At 46.1% G+C, this 26,622-nt stretch carries 25 protein-coding genes; 11 read left to right on the top strand and 14 right to left on the bottom strand.

Features of this window, described 5'->3' with window-relative positions:
• Window positions 1-442: 442 nt before the first annotated feature.
• On the bottom strand, window positions 443-1,450 hold the full coding sequence (locus AZ602_RS07325; RefSeq protein WP_103034377.1) for a low specificity L-threonine aldolase: 1,008 nt from the start codon (window positions 1,448-1,450) through the stop codon (window positions 443-445).
• A 103-nt stretch (window positions 1,451-1,553) separates the two neighbouring features.
• On the bottom strand, window positions 1,554-1,709 hold the full coding sequence (locus AZ602_RS10050) for a hypothetical protein (protein WP_158245121.1): 156 nt from the start codon (window positions 1,707-1,709) through the stop codon (window positions 1,554-1,556).
• A gap of 139 nt (window positions 1,710-1,848) precedes the next feature.
• On the opposite strand from AZ602_RS10050, the gene thrS reads away from it, so the two are divergent.
• Window positions 1,849-3,792: a threonine--tRNA ligase gene (gene thrS, locus AZ602_RS07320; RefSeq protein WP_103034376.1), complete on the top strand. Its 1,944-nt coding sequence runs from the start codon at window positions 1,849-1,851 to the stop codon at window positions 3,790-3,792.
• Between the two features lie 219 nt (window positions 3,793-4,011).
• Window positions 4,012-4,509, top strand: coding sequence for a translation initiation factor IF-3 (gene infC / locus AZ602_RS07315; RefSeq protein WP_199174105.1), 498 nt, complete (start codon window positions 4,012-4,014; stop codon window positions 4,507-4,509).
• Between the two features lie 78 nt (window positions 4,510-4,587).
• Here the strand turns inward: infC and rimI are convergent, their stop codons facing one another.
• Window positions 4,588-5,079: a ribosomal protein S18-alanine N-acetyltransferase gene (gene rimI / locus AZ602_RS07310; RefSeq protein ID WP_103034375.1), complete on the bottom strand. Its 492-nt coding sequence runs from the start codon at window positions 5,077-5,079 to the stop codon at window positions 4,588-4,590.
• A 93-nt stretch (window positions 5,080-5,172) separates the two neighbouring features.
• Between rimI and rnr the strand changes: the two genes are divergently transcribed.
• Window positions 5,173-7,482, top strand: a complete 2,310-nt coding sequence (gene rnr, locus AZ602_RS07305; RefSeq protein ID WP_103034374.1) for a ribonuclease R — start codon at window positions 5,173-5,175, stop codon at window positions 7,480-7,482.
• A gap of 23 nt (window positions 7,483-7,505) precedes the next feature.
• Complete coding sequence (locus tag AZ602_RS07300) at window positions 7,506-7,856, top strand: hypothetical protein (protein WP_103034373.1); 351 nt, start codon at window positions 7,506-7,508, stop codon at window positions 7,854-7,856.
• Window positions 7,857-7,891: 35 nt separating this feature from the next.
• Here the strand turns inward: AZ602_RS07300 and AZ602_RS07295 are convergent, their stop codons facing one another.
• The 4 genes from AZ602_RS07295 to hisA form a co-directional block, all read right to left on the bottom strand.
• Window positions 7,892-8,281, bottom strand: a complete 390-nt coding sequence (locus tag AZ602_RS07295; RefSeq protein ID WP_103034372.1) for a hypothetical protein — start codon at window positions 8,279-8,281, stop codon at window positions 7,892-7,894.
• Window positions 8,282-8,438: 157 nt separating this feature from the next.
• Window positions 8,439-8,909: a hypothetical protein gene (locus tag AZ602_RS07290; protein WP_103034371.1), complete on the bottom strand. Its 471-nt coding sequence runs from the start codon at window positions 8,907-8,909 to the stop codon at window positions 8,439-8,441.
• Window positions 8,910-8,912: 3 nt separating this feature from the next.
• Window positions 8,913-9,104 carry a hypothetical protein gene (locus tag AZ602_RS07285; protein WP_103034370.1) on the bottom strand — a complete coding sequence of 64 codons (192 nt, stop codon included), beginning with the start codon at window positions 9,102-9,104 and terminating at the stop codon, window positions 8,913-8,915.
• A 287-nt stretch (window positions 9,105-9,391) separates the two neighbouring features.
• Window positions 9,392-10,117: a 1-(5-phosphoribosyl)-5-[(5-phosphoribosylamino)methylideneamino]imidazole-4-carboxamide isomerase gene (gene hisA / locus AZ602_RS07280; RefSeq protein WP_103034382.1), complete on the bottom strand. Its 726-nt coding sequence runs from the start codon at window positions 10,115-10,117 to the stop codon at window positions 9,392-9,394.
• A gap of 490 nt (window positions 10,118-10,607) precedes the next feature.
• Here hisA and AZ602_RS07275 point away from each other — a divergent pair, with 490 nt between their 5' ends.
• From AZ602_RS07275 to nqrF, 6 genes are read left to right on the top strand one after another with little or no spacing between them, the layout of a single operon-like run.
• Window positions 10,608-11,960 (top strand): Na(+)-translocating NADH-quinone reductase subunit A, encoded by a 1,353-nt coding sequence (locus AZ602_RS07275; RefSeq protein ID WP_103034369.1) that lies wholly within the window; start codon window positions 10,608-10,610, stop codon window positions 11,958-11,960.
• A 2-nt stretch (window positions 11,961-11,962) separates the two neighbouring features.
• Window positions 11,963-13,192 (top strand): NADH:ubiquinone reductase (Na(+)-transporting) subunit B, encoded by a 1,230-nt coding sequence (locus tag AZ602_RS07270; protein ID WP_103034368.1) that lies wholly within the window; start codon window positions 11,963-11,965, stop codon window positions 13,190-13,192.
• The gene (locus AZ602_RS07265) at window positions 13,176-13,985 is read left to right on the top strand and encodes a Na(+)-translocating NADH-quinone reductase subunit C (RefSeq protein WP_078318515.1); all 810 of its coding nucleotides are present in this window, start codon (window positions 13,176-13,178) and stop codon (window positions 13,983-13,985) included. Before AZ602_RS07270 ends, AZ602_RS07265 begins: the two co-directional genes overlap by 17 nt.
• 2 nt (window positions 13,986-13,987) lie before the next feature.
• Complete coding sequence (locus AZ602_RS07260) at window positions 13,988-14,650, top strand: NADH:ubiquinone reductase (Na(+)-transporting) subunit D (protein ID WP_103034367.1); 663 nt, start codon at window positions 13,988-13,990, stop codon at window positions 14,648-14,650.
• Complete coding sequence (gene nqrE, locus AZ602_RS07255; RefSeq protein WP_103034366.1) at window positions 14,650-15,258, top strand: NADH:ubiquinone reductase (Na(+)-transporting) subunit E; 609 nt, start codon at window positions 14,650-14,652, stop codon at window positions 15,256-15,258. The genes AZ602_RS07260 and nqrE overlap by 1 nt, the downstream gene beginning before the upstream one ends.
• A 20-nt stretch (window positions 15,259-15,278) precedes the next feature.
• Window positions 15,279-16,514 (top strand): NADH:ubiquinone reductase (Na(+)-transporting) subunit F, encoded by a 1,236-nt coding sequence (gene nqrF / locus AZ602_RS07250; RefSeq protein WP_103034365.1) that lies wholly within the window; start codon window positions 15,279-15,281, stop codon window positions 16,512-16,514.
• A gap of 192 nt (window positions 16,515-16,706) precedes the next feature.
• Here nqrF and AZ602_RS07245 read toward each other — a convergent pair whose 3' ends face one another.
• The 6 genes from AZ602_RS07245 to AZ602_RS07220 all read right to left on the bottom strand — a co-directional run bounded on the left by AZ602_RS07245 (window position 16,707) and on the right by AZ602_RS07220 (window position 23,751).
• A complete protein-coding gene (locus AZ602_RS07245; protein ID WP_103034364.1) occupies window positions 16,707-18,227 on the bottom strand; it encodes a catalase in 1,521 nt (506 codons plus the stop codon).
• A gap of 335 nt (window positions 18,228-18,562) precedes the next feature.
• Entirely contained in the window at window positions 18,563-20,164 is a 1,602-nt protein-coding gene (locus AZ602_RS07240) for an AbgT family transporter (protein WP_103034363.1), read from the bottom strand.
• 187 nt (window positions 20,165-20,351) lie between these two features.
• Entirely contained in the window at window positions 20,352-20,888 is a 537-nt protein-coding gene (locus AZ602_RS07235; protein ID WP_103034362.1) for a flavin reductase, read from the bottom strand.
• A gap of 84 nt (window positions 20,889-20,972) precedes the next feature.
• Window positions 20,973-22,001: a methionine synthase gene (locus AZ602_RS07230; protein ID WP_103034361.1), complete on the bottom strand. Its 1,029-nt coding sequence runs from the start codon at window positions 21,999-22,001 to the stop codon at window positions 20,973-20,975.
• 46 nt (window positions 22,002-22,047) lie between these two features.
• The gene (locus AZ602_RS07225) at window positions 22,048-23,031 is read right to left on the bottom strand and encodes a DUF1852 domain-containing protein (protein WP_103034360.1); all 984 of its coding nucleotides are present in this window, start codon (window positions 23,029-23,031) and stop codon (window positions 22,048-22,050) included.
• A gap of 234 nt (window positions 23,032-23,265) precedes the next feature.
• Window positions 23,266-23,751, bottom strand: coding sequence for a peptidylprolyl isomerase (locus AZ602_RS07220; protein WP_078318507.1), 486 nt, complete (start codon window positions 23,749-23,751; stop codon window positions 23,266-23,268).
• A gap of 222 nt (window positions 23,752-23,973) precedes the next feature.
• Between AZ602_RS07220 and AZ602_RS07215 the strand changes: the two genes are divergently transcribed.
• Entirely contained in the window at window positions 23,974-25,749 is a 1,776-nt protein-coding gene (locus tag AZ602_RS07215; RefSeq protein ID WP_103034359.1) for a M61 family metallopeptidase, read from the top strand.
• Between the two features lie 39 nt (window positions 25,750-25,788).
• Here AZ602_RS07215 and AZ602_RS07210 read toward each other — a convergent pair whose 3' ends face one another.
• On the bottom strand, window positions 25,789-26,517 hold the full coding sequence (locus AZ602_RS07210) for a pseudouridine synthase (RefSeq protein WP_227525197.1): 729 nt from the start codon (window positions 26,515-26,517) through the stop codon (window positions 25,789-25,791).
• Window positions 26,518-26,622 lie beyond the last annotated feature (105 nt).

Here is a 26,622-nt window from a genome sequence, read left to right as displayed (position 1 = left end):
TCATCGTGTAAATGAATTAACTTTGAGTATTCTTGCTGAATATAAATGATAATTTTTTTAAGATTATCTTGTATTCGCAAAAATCCACACAAGTTGTTCTTTAGTTTTGATTTTAAATAGTTTAAGTTAAGGCATCGTCTGCTTATTAACTTGAGTGGCATATTATACGCCGTTATTTTCACTTGTCAAGCATTTTTTTCAAAGTTTTGAAAATTTATTTTTTCAAATTTGAAATTCTCAAGAAATATTTAGCGAAGTTTATTTGCTAAGTTCTTGATTTATCAGCAGTTTTTGATATGCTGTGCTGCTCAAGTGGTGCGTATTATAGAGCGTGGATGATGGGTTGTAAAGGGGTTTTTTCGTGGGATTGAGAGAAAGTTTGTAGGTTGTTGATTTTGTTTGGGTTTAACTTTAACCCAATCCACGATCTGTTTGCGCTTTTTTATGATCTGATGACTGCCATCAAAGCATCAATATCTTCTTTGGTGGTATCAAAGCTACACATCAAGCGTACCGCACCTTCGTGCCAATCATAAAATTGACTGTGATTTCGTGCTTTTTCGATGATTTGATCAGGCATTGTGATGAACACACCGTTTGACTCCACAGGGTGCATCAGCTTGGTATCAGGCAGCGTCAGTAATGACTCTGCCAGATACTTTGCCATTTGATTGCTATGATTTGCCAGCGTGCGATACAGCTCATTTTTAAATAATGCCAATAATTGTGCTGATATGAAACGCATTTTTGATGCCGTTTGCATGCTCATTTTGCGTAAAAATTTCAATTCATCACCCAACTCACCTTTGACATCAATCAGATACTCGCCGTACATCAGGCCGTTTTTGGTGCCACCAAACGAAACCATATCAACACCCGTATCAGTGATCATCTGCTTAAAGCTGACATTTAGATACGCTGCTGCATTTGATAATCTTGCACCATCAACAAACAGCTTCATACCACGCTGATGGCAAAACTCTGCCAACGCGCGCAGCTCATCGAGCGTGTAGCAAGTACCGCATTCGGTGACCTGACTGATATAAAGCACCAATGGCTGAGCGCGATGTTCATTACCAAAACCTTGGGCAACTGGCGCAACAAGCTCTGGCGTCAATTTACCATCACTGCTTGCGATTGTCCAAAGCTTAAAGCCGCCAACCGCTTGTGGTGCATTGCTCTCATCTTGGTTGATGTGTCCAGTATAAGCACAAATCACCGAACCATAGCGCGGCATCAGGCTTTGTAGCCCCAAGACATTTGCGCCAGTGCCATTAAATACGCCAAAGCCGCGCGCTGCTTCGCCAAATTCACGGCGGATCACCGCATCAAGCGCCTCAGTGTATCGATCGCCGCCATAAGCAGATTCATGACCTACATTGGCCTCGATGAGCGCTTGCATGATCGTTGGATGGACGCCGGCATAATTATCTGACGCAAAATGTTTCATAAATTACTCTTATTATTCAAAAATTTCGCTTATTTTAGCATTTATTTTGTGCTTTACATGGCATCATAATATCACATCACATGGCAATTATCTTGCTTATGGCTTATTGACGTGTCACAATCTCAAAATACTCAACCGCCGGAAATGGCTCATAAAAATGATGCAGCAATGCTTGCCATTGCTCATATTCGGCGGATTTTCTAAACCCATCTTGATGCGATGCGATATCCTGCCACACCACATGAAGCAAATAACGCAACAAATCCCAGCTTGGTGATTTTTGCTTATTGTAGCAAAATTTGCTAAAATGGTCGGATTATTTTCTTTTTCCCAATCGGTAGCGGTTATATGTTTGAAAGTAGCAAACATCACTACCAACGCCAACACTAGGAGTTATTATGGTTGCAATCACCTTACCAGATGGCAGTGTTCGTCAATTTGACGGCCAAACCACCGTTATGCAAATCGCCCAAGATATCGGTCCAGGACTTGCCAAAGCCACCATCGCAGGTCGTGTCGATGGCAAATTGGTGGATGCTTGCGACCCGATTACCGCTGATGCCAGCGTATCAATCATCACCGCCAAAGATGCCGAAGGCGTTGAGATTATCCGCCACTCATGTGCTCACTTGCTTGGTCATGCGGTCAAACAGCTATACCCTGATGTCAAAATGGTCATCGGCCCTGTCATCGAAGACGGCTTTTATTATGACATCTACAGCCCACGCCCATTCACCCCCGAAGACATGAAAGCCATCGAAGAGCGTATGAAACAGCTCATCGACCAAGACTATGATGTCATCAAAAAAATGACTCCACGAGATGAAGTCATCGAAATCTTCAAATCTCGTGGCGAAGATTATAAACTACGCCTAATCGATGATATGCCTGATGAGACAGCGATGGGTCTGTATTATCACCAAGAATACATCGATATGTGCCGTGGCCCACACGTGCCAAATACTCGCTTTCTAAAAGCATTCCAACTGACCAAAATGAGCGGTGCTTACTGGCGTGGCGATGCCAAAAACGAACAGCTACAGCGTATTTATGGCACGGCTTGGGCAGACAAAAAAGAGCTCAAAGCCTACATTCAGCGTATCGAAGAAGCCGAAAAGCGTGACCATCGCAAGATTGGTAAGGCACTAGGTTTGTTCCATCTACAAGAGCAAGCCCCTGGCATGGTCTTTTGGCATCCAAATGGCTGGACGATTTATCAAGTGCTTGAGCAGTATATGCGTAAAGTACAGCAGGACAATGGCTATCTTGAAATCAAAACCCCACAAATCGTCGATCGTAGCCTGTGGGAAAAATCAGGCCACTGGGAAAACTATGCCGAAAATATGTTTACCACCAGTTCTGAAAACCGCGACTATGCCATCAAGCCAATGAACTGCCCTTGCCATGTGCAGGTATTCAACCAAGGCTTGAAGTCTTACCGTGATTTGCCACTACGCTTGGCTGAATTTGGTTCATGCCATCGCAACGAGCCATCAGGTGCGCTACATGGCATCATGCGTGTACGCGGCTTTACCCAAGATGATGCGCATATTTTCTGTACGCACGCTCAGATTCGTGACGAAGCTCAAGCCTTTATTCAGCTGACCCTTGATGTCTATAAGGACTTTGGTTTTACCGACATCGTGATGAAGCTATCTACCCGCCCAGAAAAGCGTGTCGGCGCTGATCATCTGTGGGATGATGCCGAAAAAGCTTTGGCGGATGCACTAGATACCGCAGGTCTTGCTTGGGAACTACAAGAAGGCGAAGGTGCGTTTTATGGTCCGAAGATTGAATTTAGCCTAAAAGACTGCCTAGGCCGTATGTGGCAATGTGGCACACTACAGCTAGATTTCAACTTGCCAGAACGCCTAGATGCTGACTTTATCAACGAAAACGGTGACAAAGAGCGTCCTGTGATGCTGCACCGTGCGATTCTAGGTTCGTTTGAACGCTTTATTGGTATCTTGATCGAAGAATACGCAGGTCTGATGCCACCTTGGCTTGCGCCAACTCAAGCAGTGGTGATGAACATCACCGACAAGCAAGCCGATGCCTGTGATGCTGTCGTCGCCAAGCTAAAAGCCGCTGGCCTACGTGCGGTGAGCGATTTGCGTAACGAAAAAATCGGCTTTAAGATTCGTGAACGCACCCTAGAACGCATTCCGTTTATGCTGGTACTTGGCGATAAAGAAGTCGAAGAAGGCACAGTCAATGTGCGTACTCGTGAAGGTGCAAACCTAGGCAGCATGCCAGTGGATGCCTTTATCACGCTACTAAATGACGCCGTCGCCCAAAAAGGCAAATATGTGGCAAAGACTGCTGAAAAATCTGAAAAATAAGCCTTGATGAAATTTGCCCAATACCCCAAATATTGGGCAAATTTTTTTAAAAGTGCATAAAACCATTTGACAAAAATTTAGCAAATGGTTAATAATAGACACTTTAATGCCAAAGTATTGGCAGACAGGTCAATGAGTGATTGCCAAGAGAGCATCAGCGATTGACAAAAGAGCAATTAGATTGGAGTAAGACCCATTAAACCGTCAAACCGTTTAAATATTAACGAAGAAATCCGTGCCAAAGAAGTCCGCCTAGTCAAAGAAGATGGCGAACAACTTGGCGTGGTAGATATCCAAACCGCACTAAAAACCGCCGCTGATGATGGCCTAGACTTGGTAGAAATCGTGCCTGATGCCAAGCCACCTGTGTGCAAAGTGATGGATTATAAGCGCTATTTGTACGAACAAAAACAAAAAGCCAAAGAAGCCAAAAAGAACCAAAAACAAACCCAAGTGCGTGAAATCAAACTACGCCCAGGTACCGAAGAAGCCGACTATCAAGTCAAACTTCGCAAAATCGTTGAGTTTATCGAAGATAAAGACAAGGTGAAAGTCAGCATCCGTTTCCGCGGTCGTGAGATGGCTCACCAAGAAATCGGCAAAGCACAGCTTGAACGCATCATCGCCGATACTGCCGAGATTGCAAGCGTTGAGCAAGCGCCGAAGGTCGAAGGTCGCCAAATGGGTATGCTACTTGGCCCTGCCAAGAAAAAATAAGCAATAAGCACTGCATATTTCGACTGATTTCCCATTCATCAGCACCGTGAATGCCGTGAGCATTTTCGGTGTTGTGCTTTATGATTGCCACTGCATGATCATCGCATCCACTGCACCTGTAGGCAGCTGGTAGTAGCCTTTTCGCACATCAATGGTCACAAATCCCATTTTTTGATACAAGCTAATCGCAGGCTGATTATCCGAGCGGACTTCTAGCAATAGATGATCGCTTTGGACTGCCCGCATCTTATCCATCAGTGATACGATCAGTGCCTGTGCCACACCTTGGCGTGCATGGCTTGGATTGGTGGCGATGCGATGGATTTCGGCAGTCTCAAAGACGATTTGATACAGACAATAACCCTTGATGGTCAGCATATCACCGCCATAAAGACTCTCACAGTCATCCACCGCCAATAATAGCCCAGCACCGTATTGCTCAAGCATCGACGCAATCGCCGCCACTTCCCAGTGATCATCAGCCAAGCACAGACGCTCAAGCATCGCCACCTGTTCTAGCACACCTGTTTTTAACTGCACTTGCAACTGATCATATTCAACAATCAACATATTTCCCCAGTTTTTATCATTTTACTTGCGTTATGATACACTGCTTTATGATACAATATTGACAAACACGAAAGATAGTAATTTAGGTAAGTTATGACCAACAAAACAAAAAAAACCAAATGGAATGACCCAAATGCAGCGGTCGAAGCAACAAAATACCAAAACCCAATTCCGTCACGCCTGCTGATTTTGCAGACAGTGGCAGACATCACCAACCAAGGCAATCCTGCCACCCAAGAATCGCTTGCCATGCATTTTGGTATCTTGGATGATGAAGATAAATTTTTTGCCCTGACCAATCGCCTAAAGGCCATGCTCAGAGATTCTCAGCTTGAGCGTAGCGATGGCATTCATTTTAGTGTCGCCCCCTTGCCGACCATCTTGACTGGCACAGTATCCGCCAACCCAAAAGGCTTTGGCTTTGTGGTGCTGCCTGATATGCCTGACTTGTTTTTGCACGAAAAACAAATGCGACTGGTCTTTGATGGTGATACGGTCGAAGTGGTCGCCAGTGAATACCGTGGCAAGGCAGAAGCGCGCATCACTACAGTGACACACCGTCATCAACTGGAGTTCATTGGCAAGCTTGCTTATGACGGCGAAGGCTTTTTTGTGCAGTTATCTGGTGCGAACGCCCATCAGCCCATCACCGTCAGCGATGACAATGTGATGGCGATGAATGCTGGTATCGGTGATGATGTCAAAGTTGCTATCATCGATTTGCCGACTTATCAAGAGTTTGCCACCGGCAAAATCACCGAACTACTGAGCAACCTGAATGATCGCGAATTAATCATCGAGACCACGCTGTATAATTATGGCATTCCGCATGAATTTAGCAAAGAGACGCTCAAACAGGCGGCAAGCTTCGATGAGCCATCTGACAAGGACTTTGCTGGCCGTGTCGATTTGCGTCATCTGCCACTGGTGACCATCGACGGTGAAGATTCTCGTGACTTTGACGATGCCGTCTATGCCGAAAAGCGAGCTGGCGGTAACTTCCGTGTCGTCGTCGCCATTGCTGATGTCAGCCATTATGTCACACCACGATCGGCACTCGATATCGATGCTTATGAGCGTGGTACTTCGGTATATTTCCCACATCGAGTCATTCCGATGCTACCAGAAGCCCTATCCAACGGCTTGTGTTCATTGAACCCAAAGGTTGACCGTCTGTGCATGGTTGCTGATATCAAGGTTTCTCGTGGCGGTAAGGTGACTGGCTATGAGTTCTACCCTGCGGTGATGCACTCACAGGCACGCTTGACTTATAATCAAGTCAATGCCTATTTTAATGATCCGACCAACGAAACCCTGCCCGATGACTTGGTGCGTAATGGCGATGTACTCAAATCCATTGACACCCTGCATCAGCTATACCAAATCCTAGATGCCCGCCGCGAAGAGCGAGGTGCGATGGCGTTTGAGACCGCTGAGACTTATATCAAATTCGGCAAAGATGGCGACATCGTCGATATCGTCGCTCGCACTCGTGGTGATGCGCATAAGCTCATCGAAGAGATGATGCTTCTTGCCAATACCTGTGCAGCAAATTTTGCGCTCAAGCACGAATTGCCTGTGCTGTATCGCAACCACGATAAGCCCAATGACGAAAAATCCGCTCGCCTGCACGAGTATGTCAAAAGCTTTGGCCTATCATTCCCAAGCGAGTCGCCAACGCATGAAGATTATCAGCGTATCATCAAAGCCACTGCCGATCGCCCTGACGCAGTGAGCATCCACAGTATGCTACTTCGCTCGATGATGCAGGCGAATTATAGCCCTGATAATATTGGGCATTTTGGTTTGGCGTATGATGAATATAGCCACTTCACCAGCCCAATCCGTCGCTATCCAGATTTGATGCTGCATCGTGCCATCAAGGACAAGGTCACTGCCCAAAAACCCACCGATGCACTATACGGCTCACTCGATGAAGCTGGCGAGCAAACCAGTCTCACCGAACGCCGTGCCGAAGAAGCCTCTCGTGATGTCGAAACCTGGCTAAAATGCCACTATATGCAGCGTCATATCGGTGATGAATTTACCGCAACTGTCGCCACGGTGACAAGCTTTGGGCTGTTTGTAACCCTCAATGAGCTGTTTATCGAAGGCTTGATTCACATCTCGGGACTGGGCAATGAGTACTTTGATTATGATGAGCGAGAACAAAAGCTCATCGGCGATAAAGGCTCAAAATTCGGACTGAGTGACAGCCTACTGATCCAAGTGGCAGGTGTGAATATGGATTTATTGCAAATTGACTTTAAGCTGGTCGAACAGCTGAGCCAATTGGGCAGTGATGGGGTTGCCAAAGCCATCGACAAACCCAAATCAACAGGCAAAGCAGGTAAATCTGGCAACTTAGGCAAAACCAAAAGCCGCCGCAAAGCCAAAGCTTAAGCGTATCATCACAAGGATATGAAATGACTAACAAACCCAAAGCACGCTATCCATTCTTGGAGGGTATCACAGACTGGCTCACCGCCTATATGCTTGGCGGTGTGCTGGTCAGCATGCTTGGCATGGGTGGTCTGTGGCTATTGATTGGTTCGGTGATCGTACTGATGGTGATTTTGGCTTTTTTGGTGAATTTCCCCAAAACCAAGTTTAAGATTTATGCCTTTGGCTTGGCGGTTTATTTCGCTTATCTAATCAGTCAAAGCATCACCACAGGCAATCAGACATTGAGCATACCATGGGTGCTGATGATTGTACTTGGGCTCACCCAAGCCATCTTGACTGTGCGTTATTATCAAAATAAACTTAAGAAATAATATGATTTCTTATGATTTCTTAAGTTGTCATATCTCTATTTATCCGACATATCATATTTTTCGATACTGATTGTGCCAAGATTGGCAACGCCAACTGCTGTTGTGAGACATTTGATATCTTCAGGGGTTTTATCATTCATAAATCGATCCACAAGAATATCTTCATAGCGAAAATTAGATCCATTAGTATAAATCACATCACCCATCTTAAAGCTAAACTGCTTGGGTGGTCTGTCTTTATTGGTCATCGTTAAAGTTTTATCCTGCTCATTCCACTGGATAGCATCTTTTGGAAATTCAGGGAATGCAGCAGCCAGTTTGCCATGTTGGTTTAGTAGGTACAGACAGCCATCTTGCCAATAAAACTCTCCAGATATTGACGGTATGCTCTGACCTTGAGTAATCGGATCTACCCAATAATACATAATATGCGTTTTAACTGGCTTGGCTGTCTGTGCGATAGGCTGGCTGACTTGTTGCGGTGCTTAAACGGTCGGCTGCGTGGTTGTGCAGCCGATGATGGATAATACTAGAGCGAGTGGTAAGAGTTGTTTCATCATCATTCCTTGATAAGCTTAAATTTTAAAGTTTTTCAATACTAAGTGTGCCGATATTTGCCATACCATCTGGTGATAAACATTTTCTATCCTGTTCATCTGTATTGGCAATTTTTTCTGCCGTATAAGCAGAATAATAGCCATTGGTATGAATCATATCACCCATCTGAAATTCCACAGTTTCAGATAAATTATTGGCGTTTTTAAGTGCTAAAGTGCGGCGTTGCTCATTCCACACGACGCTATCTTTGGACAACTCTGGGAATTGGGCGGTGAATTTCTTGCCATTTTGCAATAGATAAATACAACCATTTTCCCAATAAAACTCACCTGATACCACACCGAGCATTTGCACAGGATTTTGTGGATGCACCCAATAATATAAAATCTGTGTTTGAGTGGGTTCTGTTGTTGATTGACCTACTTGAATGGTTGGCTGCGTGGTTGCACAGCCGATGGTGAATAGTGCTAGAGTAAGTGTTAAAAATTTTTTCATCAGTTAATTCCCCAGTCCGACATTACTGGCAGTATAAGTATTAGCTGTATTGATCACACCCAAGCCCGTAACCTTCATGTTATCCCGATAAGCTTGGTTGATCCCTCTAGCTGAGAGATACTGATAGACTTCACCTTTGGTGCTGCCCTGACTAATCGAAACAAAGGATACTTCGTGGTAAATGGAATTGTCCATAATGGGTGCGCCTAATGCATATCGTGTACCAAAACGATTAAAATAAATTGATTTTGGTGACAATTTCATCGGTCTAAGACATGAAATGCAGAAACTACGGTAAATAGAAAGCGTTTTTTCATGATCACTCCTTGCTTTAGGTGAGATTCATCCATTGATATTGTTATCATATAAGATGATACCCCATCAAGCAAGCTTTGATGTCAATTTGTTATTTTATACCCATAAAAATACCCCGAACATCACATTCAGGGTATTGCAATCCATCAGCCATCAGCTGACTATATTTAGGCATCAAGCAGTGCCTGCGCCGCCGCCAAATCCAGCGTCCCTTCATAAATCGCACGACCTGTGATGGCACCAAGTAGATGCTCGCTGTATGGCTTAAGCGCCGCGATGTCATCCAGATTGGTCACGCCACCTGATGCAATCACTGGCAGACCGCTATAGCGAGCCAACTCCACCGTCTGCTCGATATTCACGCCCTGCATCATGCCATCTTTGGCGATGTCGGTATAGACGATGCTTGATACGCCAGCGTCAGCAAATCGCTTGGCAAGTTCGGTCGCTTTGACATCGGTGACATTCGCCCAGCCATGCGTCGCTACCATACCATCTTTGGCATCGATACCGACGATGATGTGTCCTGCGAACTCTCGGCAGGCCTCTTCGACGAACTCAGGTGCTTCAACCGCCTTGGTGCCGATGATGATATAAGTCAGCCCTGCATTCAGATAATGCTCAATGGTCGATAGGCTACGCACACCACCGCCCAACTGAATCGGCAAATTCGGATGCGCTTTGGCGATGGCTGTTACCACATCTTTATGCACAGGTACACCATCAAAGGCACCATTTAGATCCACCAAATGCAGACGGCGCGCACCTTGAGCCACCCATTGACTCGCCATCGCAACAGGGTCATCACCAAAGACGGTGTCATCTTCCATGCGACCTTGTTTTAGGCGCACGCATTTGCCATCTTTTAGGTCAATGGCAGGGATAATCAGCATGGACATACTCATTCCTTATTGTTCAACTACTTGTTAACTGTTTCATTAAAATCCTGAACATTGTAACAGTTATTGATCAAATTTTCATCCATCAGTTCGTGGTCAATCAGCGATTTTGTGAGCAATGGCTAATCTGCATTATTATTTACAGACCAGCGATCCAGATTTGGCGGTGAATTTCGCATCCCATCTATTGATTTTTCAAATATTTTCATGATTTTTTGCGATAGAAGTATGCTTTAACTCTGTAAATTTTTGCTGTTTTAGCGTATAATTGTTAGGTTAATGGTGTGAACATTTGTTGATTGGCAAGATTTGAGCTTGTTTGCTTTGATTTTGTAAACTGTGTATCACACCCATCCTTTAGACAAAATCAGCCATCGCCACCCATCGGTTGCAAGGCTATGGATGTTTTTAGGTAACTTGGTGGCCAGCCGCTACCCATTATGTCACGGCTGGTATGTTTTGGTCTTAATTTAAGTATCCGCTTATGATTACCATCAAAAAAGGCTTGGATTTGCCCATCACCGGCGAACCCTCCAAGCAAATTAGCGAGCACACGCCCACTAAGGTGGCGTTAGTCGGCTACGATTATGTGGGCATGCGTCCTACCATGCATGTCAAAGTAGGTGATACAGTTGCCAAAGGACAGGTACTGTACGAAGACAAGAAACGCGCAGGCGTACTTTATACCGCGCCTGCCAGCGGTACCGTTGTGGCAATCAATCGCGGTGAACGCCGTGTCTTTGAAAGCTTGGTGATCGCTGTCAATCCACAAGCCAACGACGAAATCACATTCAATGCCTATCGCCCCGAGGACTTGTCTGCTCTGGATCGAGCGACTGTCGTAGAACAATTGGTGGCCTCAGGTGAATGGACCGCGTTTCGCAGCCGCCCATTTAGCCGCACACCCGAAATCAACAGCACACCTGCTGCAATTTTTGTGACTGCGACTGACACCAACCCTTTGGCTGTTGATCCTGCGACCGTATTGTTTGAAGAAGTGCAAGCTTTCAATGACGGCTTGGCAGTTCTATCAACATTATCACCAAAAACTTATGTTTGTCACGGTGATATCGCCCCAGATGCTTTGGTCAAAGCAGCCGATGGCAACGAAACTTCCTACCACGGCTTTACAGGGGTGCATCCAGCAGGTAATGCCGGTACGCACATTCACTTTTTGCACCCGATCGGGCGTGGCACGACCGTTTGGACGATTAATTACCAAGATGTCATCGCCATCGGTAAACTATTTACCACAGGTCGTATCCACACCGAGCGTTTGATTAGCCTAGCCGGCCCTGCTGTTGCCAACCCTCGCTTGGTACGCACACATCGCGGTGCTGATCTGCTAGAGCTGACTGCAGGTGAGCTAAACGGCGATGATAACCGCATCATCTCAGGCTCAGTGCTATCAGGGCGTAATGCTGCTGGCGCGGTGGCTTTCTTGGGTCGTTTCCACAACCAAGTTTCGGCATTGGCCGAAGGTCGTGAACGCCCTGCGATGCACTTTTTTACTTTGGGTGCAAACCGCTTCTCAAAATTGCCGATTTATATCTCGCAATTTTTCAAAGGCAAAAAATACGACTTCACCACCAGTACCAATGGCTCGCCGCGTGCGATGGTGCCAATCGGTCTGTATGAAACTGTCATGCCACAAGACTACCTACCCACTCAGCTACTTCGCGCGCTGATTGTCGAAGATATCATCAGTGCAGTGGACTTGGGCGCGTTGGAGCTGGACGAAGAAGACTTGGCGCTATGCACCTTTGTATCACCAGGCAAATATGAATTTGGTGATATTTTGCGTGATAACTTGACCCGTATTGAGCAGGAAGGCTAACCATGAAGTTCATTCACAATATCTTTGACCGTATGGAGCCATCCTTTACCAAAGGTGGTAAGTACGAGAAATATTATGCTGTGTTTGAGATGTTTGACACCTTTTTCCGTCAGCCATCATCTCAGACTTATAGCGCATCGCATGTGCGTGATGGTATTGACCTTAAGCGTATCATGATTACCGTTTGGCTATGTACCTTCCCTGCGATGTTCTGGGGTATGTACAATGTCGGCTTTCAAGCCCTGACTGCCATCCAACAGATGGGTATCACCCCTGACGGCTGGCGTACCATCATCACCGACATGGCAGGCTATGATCCAAATAGCATCTGGGCAAGCTTTGTTTATGGTGCGATGCAATTTTTGCCAATCTATGCAGTGACCTTTGTTGTCGGTATCCTATGGGAGATCATCTTTGCTGTCGTGCGTGGTCACGAAGTGAACGAAGGTTTCTTTGTGACTTCGGTACTCTTTGCCCTATCACTACCACCTGATATTCCGCTATGGCAAGTTGCACTAGGCATCAGCTTCGGTGTGGTCGTTGCCAAAGAAGTGTTTGGCGGTACTGGTAAAAACTTCCTAAACCCTGCGCTAGCTGGCCGTGCATTCCTATACTTTGCTTATCCTGCGTATATGTCAGGCGATGCGATTTGGACTGCGGTTGATGGCTTTAGTGGTGCAACTCCGCTTGGCTTGGCTGCGATGGGTGTGACGCCTGATCAATTCGTCGATGCTTATGGCAACACCATCACTTGGATGGATGCCTTCCTTGGTAATATGCAAGGCTCTATCGGTGAAGTATCAACGCTTGCTATCTTGATCGGTATGATTGGTCTTTTGTGGACTCGTATCGCATCATGGCGTGTGATTGCAGGCTGTATCGTAGGTCTGGTGGTGACTGCATTCATCTTCAACCTAATCGGCGGCGAAAACCCAATGATGAGCCTGCCTGCTCATTGGCATCTGGTCATCGGTGGCTTTATGTTCGGTGCGGTATTCATGGCAACTGACCCTGTATCAGCTGCTCATACCAACACTGGCCGCTGGTGCTATGGTCTATTAATCGGCTTTATGACTGTGGTAATCCGTGTGGTGAACCCTGCATTCCCAGAGGGCATCATGCTTGCCATCTTGTTTGCCAACTTGTTCGCGCCACTGTTTGACTACTTCGTCACCCAAGCCAACATCAAACGCCAAACTGCACGGAGATTAAGCCATGTCAGCCAAAAATAGTAACGCAAGCACCATTGTCACAGCATTGGTACTGTGCTTGGTGTGTTCGGTGATGGTTTCTGCTGTTGCTGTTGGTCTAAAATCAAAGCAACAAGAAAATGCTCGCCTTGATTTGAACAAAAACATCTTGGTAGCAGCCGATAAATACAATCCAGAAACTGAATCTTCAAGCGTCATCGCTGAGCGCTTTGATGACTTTGAGGTGCGTCTGGTCAATCTGCAAACTGGCAAATTTGCCACCGAGCAAGAACTGAGCGCAGCTGGCATCACCGATGTCAATAGCTATAATGTCGCTTCAGCAGCACGCACCCCAAATATGTCCACATCGCTGGATAATGACATTGCCAAAATCGGTGGTAAGCCAAATTTTGCCAAAGTCTATATTGAGCGCGATGCCGCAGGTGAGCTAAACCAAATCGTCCTGCCGATTCATGGTGCTGGTCTTTGGGGCCCAATTTTCGGTCTATTGACCTTGGATAAAGATTTGAACACCATCAAAGGCGTCAATTTTTATCAGCACAAAGAAACCCCAGGCCTAGGCTCACGCATCGAAGAGCCACAATGGCAAGCCACTTGGGTGGATAAAGAACTGTACAATGAAGATGGCTCAATGAAGATGGCTGTCACCAAAGCAGGTACAGCACGCGAAGGCCAAGTCGATGGCATCAGTGGCGCGACTTTGACCATCCGTGGTGTGAATAATCTGCTACAGTTTTGGATGGGCGACAATGGCTTTAAGCCATTCCTTGACAACCTAAAAGCCGGCACGGCTGGTAATGGCGAAGGAGCGTAATCATGGCTGATATCAAAAGCATCTTAACGACGCCGATTTTTAATAACAACCCGATCGCCCTACAAATTCTGGGCATCTGTTCGGCATTGGCAGTCACCACCAGCGTGGCAAACGCTCTGGTGATGTGTATTGCCCTTACTCTGGTCACGGCATTTTCGAGCTTTTTTATCTCGATTATCCGTAACAAAATCCCATCATCGATCCGTATTATCGTGCAGATGGTCATCATCGCATCGCTGGTGATCGTGGTCGATCAGATCCTACAAGCATTCGCTTATGAAATCAGCCGCTCACTGTCGGTCTTCGTCGGTCTGATCATCACCAACTGTATCGTCATGGGTCGCGCTGAAGCCTTCGCGATGAGCAACCCACCAATCCCAAGCTTCCTAGATGGTATTGGTAACGGTTTGGGCTATTCTGCGGTATTGATCTTCGTTGCCACCATCCGTGAGATCATCGGTAATGGCACATGGTTTGGCATCACTTTGCTTGAAAAAGTCACCGATGGCGGCTGGTACATTCCAAATGGCCTACTGCTATTGCCACCATCGTCATTCTTTGTCATTGCAGCGTTCATTGCCATCGTGCGCATCTGGAAAAAAGAGCAGCAAGAGCCTGCAGAGTTTGTGATGAAGCCACAATCTAAAGGCATGGGAGGCCACTAATGGGACACTATATTAGCCTATTTATTACCTCGGTATTTATCGAGAACATGGCACTTGCCTTCTTCTTGGGCATGTGTACCTTTATTGCGATTTCAAAGAAAGTCTCAACCGCCATCAGCTTGGGTATTGCTGTTGTTGTCGTTATGGCGATCACAGTACCGCTTAATAACCTTTTGTACCAATATCTGCTAAAAGATGGTGCTTTGGCATGGGCTGGCTATCCTAATGTTGATCTGAGTTTCTTGGGTCTGTTAAGCTATATCGCACTGATCGCTGCTACCGTACAGATCATGGAGATGTTCTTAGATAAATATGTACCGAGCCTTTATAACGCCCTAGGTGTCTTCCTACCGCTGATCACCGTAAACTGTGCCATCATGGGTGGCGTACTGTTCATGGTTGAACGCGATTATAACTTTGGCGAGTCGATCGTCTATGGTATCGGTTCGGGCCTTGGTTGGGCGCTTGCGATCGCAGCACTGGCTGGTATTCGCGAGAAACTCAAGTACTCGGATGTGCCTGGACCGCTGCGTGGCCTTGGCATCACTTTTATCACGGTTGGCTTGATGTCGCTTGGCTTTATGTCATTCGGCGGCATGTCGCTATAAGCAATTAGGAGAAAAGTATCATGGAATTTGGTACCGCATTTGGCGGCGTTGCCATGTTTACCGTCATCATCATGAGCTTAGTTGCTGTTATTTTGGTGGCACGCTCAAGATTGGTAAACAGTGGTAAAGTTACCATCAATATCAACGATAACCCTGACAACAATGTCACCACCGAAGCTGGTGGCAAGCTGCTGCAAACTCTGGCAAATGAAGGCATCTTCCTATCATCTGCTTGTGGTGGCGGTGGTACTTGTGGGCAGTGTCGTTGTAAGGTCATCGACGGTGGCGGCGATATTCTGCCAACCGAAGAAGGTCATTTTACTCAAGGTGAAATCCGTGATGGCATGCGTCTGGCGTGTCAAGTCGCTGTTAAACAAGACATGAAAATCGAGATCGATCCTGAATTCTTTGATGTCAAAAAATGGGAATGCGAAGTTATTTCTAATGACAATGTGGCAACCTTTATTAAAGAACTGACACTGAAGATTCCTGAAGGTGAAGTTGTGCCTTTCCGCGCTGGTGGTTATGTGCAGCTCGAGGCACCGCCGCACACTGTGCATTATAAGGACTTCGATATCGCCCCTGAATACCACGAGGATTGGGACAATTTCAACCTGTGGCGCTATACTTCTAAGGTGGATGAACCTGTCATCCGCGCCTATTCGATGGCGAACTATCCAGAAGAAAAAGGCATCATCAAGTTCAACATCCGTATCGCAAGCCCACCACCGCGCGGCCCTGAAGGCATCCCACCAGGCAAGATGTCATCATATGTCTTTAGCCTAAAACCAGGTGACAAAATCACCGTATCAGGCCCATATGGTGAATTCTTCGCCAAAGAGACCGATGCTGAGATGGTCTTCATCGGTGGTGGTGCAGGTATGGCACCGATGCGCTCGCACATCTTTGATCAGCTAAAACGCCTAAAATCGAAGCGTAAAATCAGCTTCTGGTACGGTGCGCGTTCGAAGCGCGAGATGTTCTATGTCGAGGATTATGATGGTCTGGCAGCTGAATTCGATAACTTTGAATGGCATGTCGCGCTATCTGACCCACAACCAGAGGACAACTGGGAAGGCTACACAGGCTTTATTCACAATGTGCTGTATGAAAACTATCTAAAAGATCATCCAGCACCTGAAGATTGTGAGTTCTACATGTGTGGACCTCCAGTGATGAATGCCGCTGTGATCTCGATGCTCAAGTCTTTGGGCGTCGAAGATGAAAACATCTTACTCGATGATTTCGGTGGCTAAACCCATCACCTTAAAAAATCCGTCAAGCATGCTTGGCGGATTTTTTATGCATCAATGATGGGTTTGAAAGTCATCTTATACAGCAAGCGCTCACAACAAGTAGCATAATGTCATTAGCAGTGATCATCAGGATGTAAAAGTATTAAAAAAGCGCCATGATAACATGACGCTTTTTTAATGGGATTTGCTGGCTTATAAGAAGCTTGGCAAGTGTCTTGCCGGATCGCTCTCGCGAGCTTTTTCAGCATCTTCAACACTCAGTCCCAATGCCGCTGCCACGCCTTTGGCATAGTCAGGATGGCATTTGTTACAGTTGCGGATATGACGATATTTGATGAAGTCTGGTGCATCACCCATCGCGCGTGCTGTATTGCCAAACAGTGCTTGCTTTTGTTCATCATTCATCAGATTAAACAAGGCGCGTGGCTGGCTGAAATAGTCATCATCATCTTCACGGAAGTTCCAGATCTTGGCATCGCCATTGATTTTCAATGGTGGTTCAGCGAATTCTGGTTGATCTTGCCATTGGCCAAAGCTGTTTGGCTCATAATGTGGACGGCCACCATAGTTGTCGCCGACACGGCCTTGGCCATCGCGCTGGTTGCTATACACTGGGCAGCGCGGTGCATTGACTGGGATTTGATTGCGGTTGACGCCCAGACGATAGCGCTGTGCATCGGCATAGTTTACCAAGCGTGCTTGCAGCATGCGGTCTGGCGAAACGCTGATGCCAGGCACCAGATTGCTCGGTGCAAAGGCTGACTGTTCGACATCCAAAAAGAAGTTCTCTGGATTGCGGTTCAGCTCAAACTCACCCACCTCAATCAGCGGATAATCACCTTTTGGCCATACTTTGGTTAGGTCAAATGGATGATAAGGCACAGTCTCAGCTTCTGCCTCTGGCATGATCTGAACATACATTTTCCATTTTGGGAAATCGCCATTTTCAATGCTCTCGTACAGATCGCGCTGGCTGCTTTCACGGTCTTTGCCCACCAAAGCTTCTGCCTCAGCGTCGGTCAGATTCTCGATGCCTTGCTGGGTGCGAAAATGCATTTTGACCCAAAAGCGCTCGTTATTGGCATTGATAAAGCTATAAGTATGAGAGCTAAAGCCGTGCATGTGACGGTATGACTTCGGAATACCGCGATCACTCATCACGATGGTCACCTGATGGAACGCCTCAGGCACCAATGTCCACCAGTCCCAGTTATTAGTCGGACTGCGCATGTTGGTGCGTGGATCGCGCTTGACCGCTTTGTTCAAATCGGGGAATTTTTTTGGATCGCGGATAAAGAACACAGGGGTGTTATTGCCCACCATATCCCAGTTACCCTCTTCGGTGTAGAATTTCAGCGCAAAGCCACGAATATCGCGTTCAGCATCAGCAGCGCCACGCTCGCCTGCCACCGTGGTGAATCGGGCGAACATTTCGGTTTTTTTGCCCACTTCACTGAACATTTTGGCGCGGGTGTACTGGGTGATGTCGTTGGTGACAGTAAAAGTACCAAACGCACCTGAACCTTTGGCATGCATACGGCGCTCTGGGATGACTTCGCGAGCAAAGTCAGCCAGCTTTTCGTTCAGCCACAAATCCTGAGTTAATACAGGGCCGCGTGGGCCTGCGGTCATCGAATCTTGATTGCTGACCACTGGAGCGCCATTGCTCATGGTCAAGCGAGTATGGTCATAAGGGCATTTTTTATCGCTCATCGCGGATTCCTTTTTTTGGTGGTTGATCATTGGCAAGTGTCTGCCAATCGGGTGTATTTGTATTATTGCAGTTTCTAAGATTTAGTAAAATGATAATTTTAAATACTTTTGATTGATGTTATAAAACTTAAATCACATGCCATCGCACAGATGTCCAATTTTTTTTCATCAATACACCCTTTCACCTTAACATAATTTAGAATCATTGAAAAGTGGTAAATGTGGTGTTTTGGTAATTGATTCATATAATTAATATCTGAACAATCAGACAAACATAACCGATTCACCACTAAAAAAACCACTTAAGATTCACTTAAGTGGTTTTTGGCAAGCAATCAGCCGACTTGATAGTAGGTTGCAGAGCCTGGGCCAACTGGCAGACCCAGCACAAATACCCAAACATAAAACAAAATCGTCCAACCTACCAAGAAAATCATCGAGTAAGGCAGCATCATCGACATCAAAGTACCGACGCCTGTATCCTTTTTATAGCGGATCGCTACCGCCATGATTAGGCCAAAATAGCTCATCATCGGCGTGATGATGTTGGTGGTGCTGTCACCGATGCGATAAGCCGCCTGAATCATCTCAGGCGCATAGCCTGTCAGCATCAGCATTGGAATAAAGATCGGTGCAGTGATCGCCCATTGCGCCGAGGCTGAGCCGAGCATCAAATTCACCAAAGCACAGATTAGGATAAAACCAACCAACAACAGCGGACCTGTCAAGCCAATGCCATTTAAGAAATTGGCGCCCGATACCGCCATCACCGAACCTAAATTTGACCAATTAAAGAACGCGGTGAATTGTGCAGCGAAGAACACCAGCACGATGTACATACTAAGCGAACTCATCGCCTGACTCATCGCATCGACGACATCTTGGTTGGTTTTGATGCTGCCTGTGACTTTACCATAAACATACCCTGGGATGGCAAAGAACACAAAAATAAACACCACGATGCCATTTAAAAAAGGCGAACCTGCCACAAGGCCTGTCTCTGGGTGACGCAGAATGCCATTTTCAGGGACGATCGTCCATGCCAACAGCAAACAGAAAATCAGCATACTTACGCCCGCCCACAGCAGACCTTTTTTCTCAAGGGGACTTAGGCGCTCGATTCTGGAATCTAAGACGCTTGGGTCATCGGCATCATTGGGATTGTATTTGCCCAAGCTGGGTTCGACGATTTTTTCGGTAACAAAATAACCCAGACCACTGACCAAAAAGGTACTGACTGCCATAAAATACCAGTTCGCCTCAGCACCCACGACATAGCTTGGGTCGATGATGCGCGCCGCCTCTTGGCTGATGCCTGACAACAAAGGGTCAACCGTGCCAAGCAACAAATTGGCGCTATATCCGCCTGACACGCCAGCAAATGCTGCTGCAAGACCTGCCAATGGATGACGACCCAGAGAATGAAAAATCATCGCCGCCAATGGGATTAACACCACATAGCCCAGCTCAGAGGCAGTGTTTGACATGATACCTGCAAAAACCACGACCAAAGTCACCATCTTTTTAGGTGCATTCATTACCAAGCCGCGCAATGCTGCCGAGATCATGCCTGAATATTCAGCGATACCGACACCAAGCAGTGCCACCAGTACAGTACCCAGTGGCACGAATCCTGTGAAGTTGGTTACCAGATTTTCAACAATACGCGCCAGTCCCTCGCCATTGAGCAGATTGACCACATAGATCATGCCATCTTCGCTGCGACCCTTAGCACCCTCAGGTCTTGGATCGACCACCGAGATGCCCATCATGGATAAGACCGCGGACAATCCCAAAAGCAGTACTGACATCCAGATAAACAAAATCACAGGATGCGGCAAGAGATTACCGAGCCATTCTACGCCCTTTAAAAAGCGTTGCATGCGCGTGCTGCTGCCTGCTTGATCAAAGTTATTGGGTGAATTTGATGAACTCATTACCCCTCCCTTTTACAAAGTTTAATTTACATAGATTAAATAAAAAGCACAAAGCTGATATATTATAGCAATATTTCAGACATAAAATCAAATCTGTCTTGATTGTCAAATTTTATAAACCTATGATAAACAATCACTTATAAAAAAACCTTGATCATCGATCAAGGTCTGGCTGGGCAATGAGTCATCAGGATTTGGCATCCTGTTCCGCCTCTTGGGTTGTCGCTTCGACATTGGCAATAAAGCTGCCGACTTTATGATAATTTCTAAAAAAGTATACCAATCCTTCATGCTTGGCATCGTTATTGTGGATGGCAAGGATTTTGCAAATAAACACACTGTGCGTGCCGACACGATGGATGGCCTCAATGGCACAATCAAAGCTCACCAAAGCCAAGGTCAATCGTGGTGCGCCTGTCTCAAGCGTCGCCCACTCGCCATGCTCAAACCGCTCATCAGAATCCAGACTTGATGAGAACACACCCGACAGCTCTTCTTGGTCTGCCGTCAAAGTATTCACGCACAACACTTGATTTTCTACAAAATGCTCATACGAGCGCGCTTGGCCATTCATACACACCAAAAGCGTCGGTGGCGCGTCAGTCACGCTACACACCGCAGATGCTGTAAAACCATGTCGGCCTGAAACACCATCTGTCGTCACCACATGCACCGCGCTGGCAAGCTTTGCCATCGCATCTTTAAATTCGCTATTAGTCACCATGTTCATTAACCATATTTCTAAAATTTAAAAACCGTTATGGCATTATAAACCATTCACGGTTTTTGTGGGGACAATTTGCCAAAATTATGCCAATTCTTCACGCACCAGCGCCGCCCCTGCTGCGAGTGCTTCAAGCTTGCCACGAGCCACAGAGCGAGATAGTGGTGCCATACCGCAGTTGGTGCATGGATATAGCTTATCGGCATCGACGAACTGCAGTGCCTTACGCAATGTCGCCGCGACTTCATCAGCCGTCTCGATGGTGTTGGTCGCCACATCGATCGCACCGACCATCACCTTTTTGCCACGGATCAGCTCGATCAAATCCATCGGCACATGAGAATTTTGACACTCTAGCGAGATGATGTCAATGCTTGATGCTTGAAGTTTTGGGAAGCTTTCTTCGTATTGACGCCACTCACTGCCCAGCGTCTTTTTCCAGTTGTTATTCGCTTCAATACCGTAGCCATAGCAGATATGCACCGCCGTTTCGCACTTTAGCCCTTCGATGGCACGCTCAAGTGTCGCCACGCCCCAGTCATTGACTTCATCAAAAAACACATTAAACGCAGGCTCATCAAACTGAATGATATCCACGCCACAAGCTTCCAGTTCTTTGGCTTCTTCGTTAAGAATTTTTGCAAATTCCCAAGCCAATTTCTCACGGCTTTTATAATGCGCATCATACAAAGTATCAATCATGGTCATCGGCCCTGGCAATGCCCATTTGATCGGCTTGTCGGTATGCTGACGCAAAAATTTGGCATCATCGACGAATACCGACTTTGGACGAGACACCGCACCGACGACCGTCGGCACACTGGCATCATAGCGGTTGCGGATACGCACGGTTTCTCGCTGATTAAAATCCACACCGTCTAGATGCTCGATGAATGTCGTCACAAAATGCTGGCGTGTCTGCTCGCCATCGCTAACAATGTCAATGCCTGCGCTGATTTGCTCTTGGAGTGATATCAATAATGCGTCTTGCTTGGCCTCACGCAGTGCATCGCCTGACAGTTTCCACGGCGACCACAGTTTTTCAGGCTCGGCAAGCCATACAGGTTTTGGCAAGCTGCCTGCGGTTGAAGTTGGTAATAATAAGCTATTCATGATGTGCCTTGTCAATAGTAAACTAAGTGAATGAATGATCGCTTGATCAAGCTGCTTGATTTTGGTTTTGTAGCCAATTATCCAAAATGGCTTGATAAGGTTTGATAAAATTCGCTTCGGTATATTTGCCTTGCTTGATGGCAAGCTCAGTACGCTCGACACGGTCATAGTCAACTTTGGTTAAAGAATAATCATCATAAGTCAAGCTTGGCTGGTACACTTCGCCTGCGACCGAATTGGCATTATAAATCTCTGGGCGATAGATTTTTTGGAATGCTTCCATCGTCGCAATCGTGCTGATGAGTTCAAGATTGCTAAAGTCATTCAATAAATCCCCTGCAAAATAAAACGCAAATGGCGCAACTGACTTTGGCGGCATAAAATAACGCACCGACAGACCCATCTTGGCAAAATACTCATCCGTCAACGAATACGCATCTTGCTTATATTCCACGCCCAAAATCGGATGGACATTGGTAGTGCGATGATAGGTGCGAGTGGTTGCAACCGATAGGCAAATCACGGGTGGTTTTTTTGAAACTTTGCCAAATTCATCAGAATTTAATAGGAATTTGAACAGCTCACCGTGCAAATCGCCATAGTTATGCGGCACGCTAAAAGTCGGTTTATCTTGATTATACTCACGCAGTAGCACGCTAAAATCATAATCACGCACATAAGATGAGAAGCTATTGCCGACGATACCGTCTGTTTTTTGGCCAGTTTTGTGGTCGATGATATAAGTTTTTAGCATCTCAATCGCTGGGAAAAATTCGCCTGCACCTGTCACATCCAAATCAGTTGAGACAATCTCAAGCTCTAGCGAATAGCGGTCGGCAGTTGGGTTGTCCCAATTTGCCAAATCATTAAATCGCTTATTAATCATACGGATGCAGTTTTGCAGATTTTCTTTACGGTTGTCGCCACGAGCCAAATTGGCAAAATTGGTGGTCAAACGCGTACTCTCGGCAGGGGTGTAATTTTCATCAAATGTGATGGTTTTGACTTGGCATTGAAATTGTGTGGTCATGTGGACACCTTTTATGTCATCAAATTATTCAAAAAATGGTAAAAATTTCGACAGGTGCTATTAAACCACAAAGCTAACATGAATAAAAATGATATATTTTTGAAAAAAGGTGAATATTTTTCATGATATGATCTAGTTTATTGATTCTATTAATATTTTTTATAATTTTTCTATTTTTTAGTCAAAAAAAATCGCCCAAGCCAATGACCTGAGCGATTTGTTATCCATGATGGATTAGTGATGATGACCACCAACGCCATGTGCATGGCCGTGTGCAATCTCATCAGCAGTCGCTGCACGCACTTCGACGATTTCGACATCAAAGGTCAGCTCAACGCCTGCCAGCGGATGGTTACCATCAACTACCACAACTTCGTCATTGACATCTTTGACAGTGACTAGCATCACATGGCCGTCATCAGTTTGTGATTGGAACTGCATACCCACTTCGATGCTATCCACACCTTGGAAATTGGCGCGTGGCACTTCTTGAACCGCTTCTGCGATGTACTCGCCATAAGCTTCTTCAGGCTTGACGGTGACTTTGAACTTGTCGCCTGCTGCCTTGCCAGTCATTTCTTTTTCAAGACCTGGGATAATGTTGTGATGACCGTGTAGGTACGCCAATGGCTCGCCACGAGATTGATCAAGGGTTTCGCCCTTGTCATTGGTCAGCGTGTAGTTAAATTTTACAACGGTATCATTTGCGATAGTTGTCATAAGAGATTCCTTACATAAATGTGCTGTGGCTGCTTTTGCCAAATGCCAAGCTCGCCAAAATCAGCAAAAAGTTCTCGCCATTATAACAGAAGTTTGGTCAATTTGCCCATCGATTACAAAAAAGTCGTTACAAGCTGTAAATAGCTCGCCAAATCATTGCAAAATCAGTCAAGTTTGCTATGATATTTTGCAATTCACCATAGATAATCATCAGGAAGTCACATGAGTACCCGATATCATATTGATTTTAAACGCTATTATGACCACTTATGCGATGTGCGTATGCAGTTTGTCACAGACATGGATGCACCCAGCTTATCGATGGTTACTTGGATTGCGGGCAGTTATTTGATTCGTGAATTTGCCAAGAATATTACTAAGGTTATCTACACCATTGATGGCGTCGATTATCGTGCCACCAAGTCAGATAAGCACACCTTTAGGCTCGACCATGCCAAATCAGGGGATGCTGTGAGCGTACAGTACGAAGTGTATTGTTATGATTTATCCGTGCGGACGGCATTTGTCGATAGTCAGCGGATTTTTGGTAATTTTAGTTCATTATTATTGTTAATCAATCATGACAAATATGCAGCTGCTTATGTCAGCCTGCATATTCCAACTGCCTTTATCCATCAGCATCCTGACTGCACAATCGCCTGCGGTCTTAGCCATACACTGACCAAACATAGTGATGGCTGGGTGTACGATCTCGACCCACTGCCTGCCTTTGACTATCTGGATTATCCTTTTGAAATTGGTAGGCAAGATGTGTTTGACTTTGCGGTCACAGACCGTGATGGGCAAGTTATCAGCCATCGCTCATTCATCGCAGGTCGCCATCAGTCTGATTTAGGCAGGCTACAAAATGATTTGCAAAAAATCTGCCAAGCTTATGTGGATTGGCTCGGTAGCACGCCGTTTGCTGATTATACCTTTATGACGATGGTGACAGGTAATGACTATGGTGGGCTTGAGCATATCAATTCGACAGCACTGGTCAGTCCACGCACTGATTTGCCAAGTATTGCTGAGCCTGCGATGCCAAGCAGTGATTATCAGCGATATTTAGGTCTGTGCAGCCATGAGTATTTTCACGCATGGTGGGTCAAGACAGTCAAGCCGGATGTGATGATGGATAATCCACTCATCGACGAAGCTTATACACCGCTGTTGTGGGTATTTGAAGGGTTTACGTCCTATATTGATGATTTGATGCTACTTCGCTCAGGGGTGATTGATCAAAAAAATTACCTAAACTTACTCACCACCCAAATCAACCGCTATCTACAAACCGATGGCAAAGCACATCAAAGCGTCGCCGAATCCAGCTTTGATACTTGGATCAAGCTGTATCGTGCTGATGAAAACACCGCCAATCAAGGCATAAGTTATTATAACAAAGGTGCATTGGTGGCATGGCTGTTAGATGTGACTTTGCTTGAGCTGACTGATGGCAAGTATCGTCTGTTTGATGTGATCAAAACCTTTTATGATCGCTCAAAAGCCAAACCTTATGCTTTGACAACTCAGTCACTGGGCGAAGTCATTGGTCAACTAATCGGCGATGATGCATGGCAGTCGTTTTATCAGCAGTATGTCATCGGCACCACACCACTGCCAATCCGTGAAACCTTAGCAAAATTTGGCGTGAGTAGTCAAACAGCTCATCAAACCAAACCTTGGGGTATGACATTGGATGAAAAATCATCAGGGCTAAAAATCAAGCACCTACACCGTGACAGCCAAGCAAGCCTAGCGGGACTGAGCTTTGGGGATGTCATCATCGCCATCAATGGACTTAAAGCAAGCAATGCCGTGCTAAACCGTCAAATCACCCATCAACAAGCCACCGGACAAACCGTGCAAGTCCACGCTTTTCGCCGTGATGAGCTGATGGTCTTTGATGTGCCTGCCGTCAGTGATGCGATACCTGCAACCACGCATGAGCAGCTAAGCTTGGCAGGTGATGGTGGTCAATGGCTGAATTTTGGTTGATCAACCATCAAGCTTGCACAAGTCTTATGCTTGCGCCCATCATCCACCAAATTTTGGTGGGCGTTGGCGTTTTGGCTTTGACATCAAGCGTCGATTTGATGGCATTGTTGACTGATGATGGCGAGATGAATGAGCTGATTTTGGGCGATCACTGATGCCCAGTTTTCTAAGTTCATCATCAGAAAGATGAAGCACGCGATAGTCACCCACTGCCAAATCGCTCAGCACCCACTGCCCTACCTGATAGCGAATCAATCGAAGACACGGTAAGCCTACATGAGCTACCATACGACGCACTTGGCGGTTTTTGCCTTCGATGATACTGATGGCAAGCCAAGCGGTTGGAATGCTTGCCCGACTACGAATCGGTGGTGTACGCGCCCACAGTGTGATGGGCAACTCATCATCAGCCAGATGCTTGACAGTCGCAGGTAGTGTTTTGCCATCTTTGAGCATCACCCCTGTACGCAGGGCATCAAGCTGTTCTGCACTAGGGATGTTTTCGACTTGCACCAAATAAGTCTTGGCGTGCTTGGCATCATATTTGGCATTGATGGCAGTCGGTGGCGTGGTGATGGCATGATTGAGCCCACCATGATTGGTCAGCACTAGTAAGCCTTCTGAATCCTTATCCAATCTGCCTGCCACTCTCAGCGACTGATCATCAATAAAATCCGCCAAAGTCGCCATCTTGTCATGATCTTTGCGAAACTGACTATGCACACCATAAGGCTTATTAAATAGCACGACTTTTGTCATTTTTGCCATCATATTCTCGCCACATTATAGATTATAAAAAAGCCAAGCAGTTTCCCGCTTGGCTGATATTTTAACACAAGATTTCGGCACTTTAACCGCTCACCATAGCCATCA

This window comes from Moraxella sp. RCAD0137, assembly GCF_002894025.1.
Lineage (GTDB): Bacteria > Pseudomonadota > Gammaproteobacteria > Pseudomonadales > Moraxellaceae > Moraxella > Moraxella porci.
This window is presented reverse-complemented; position numbering and strand designations above follow the sequence as displayed.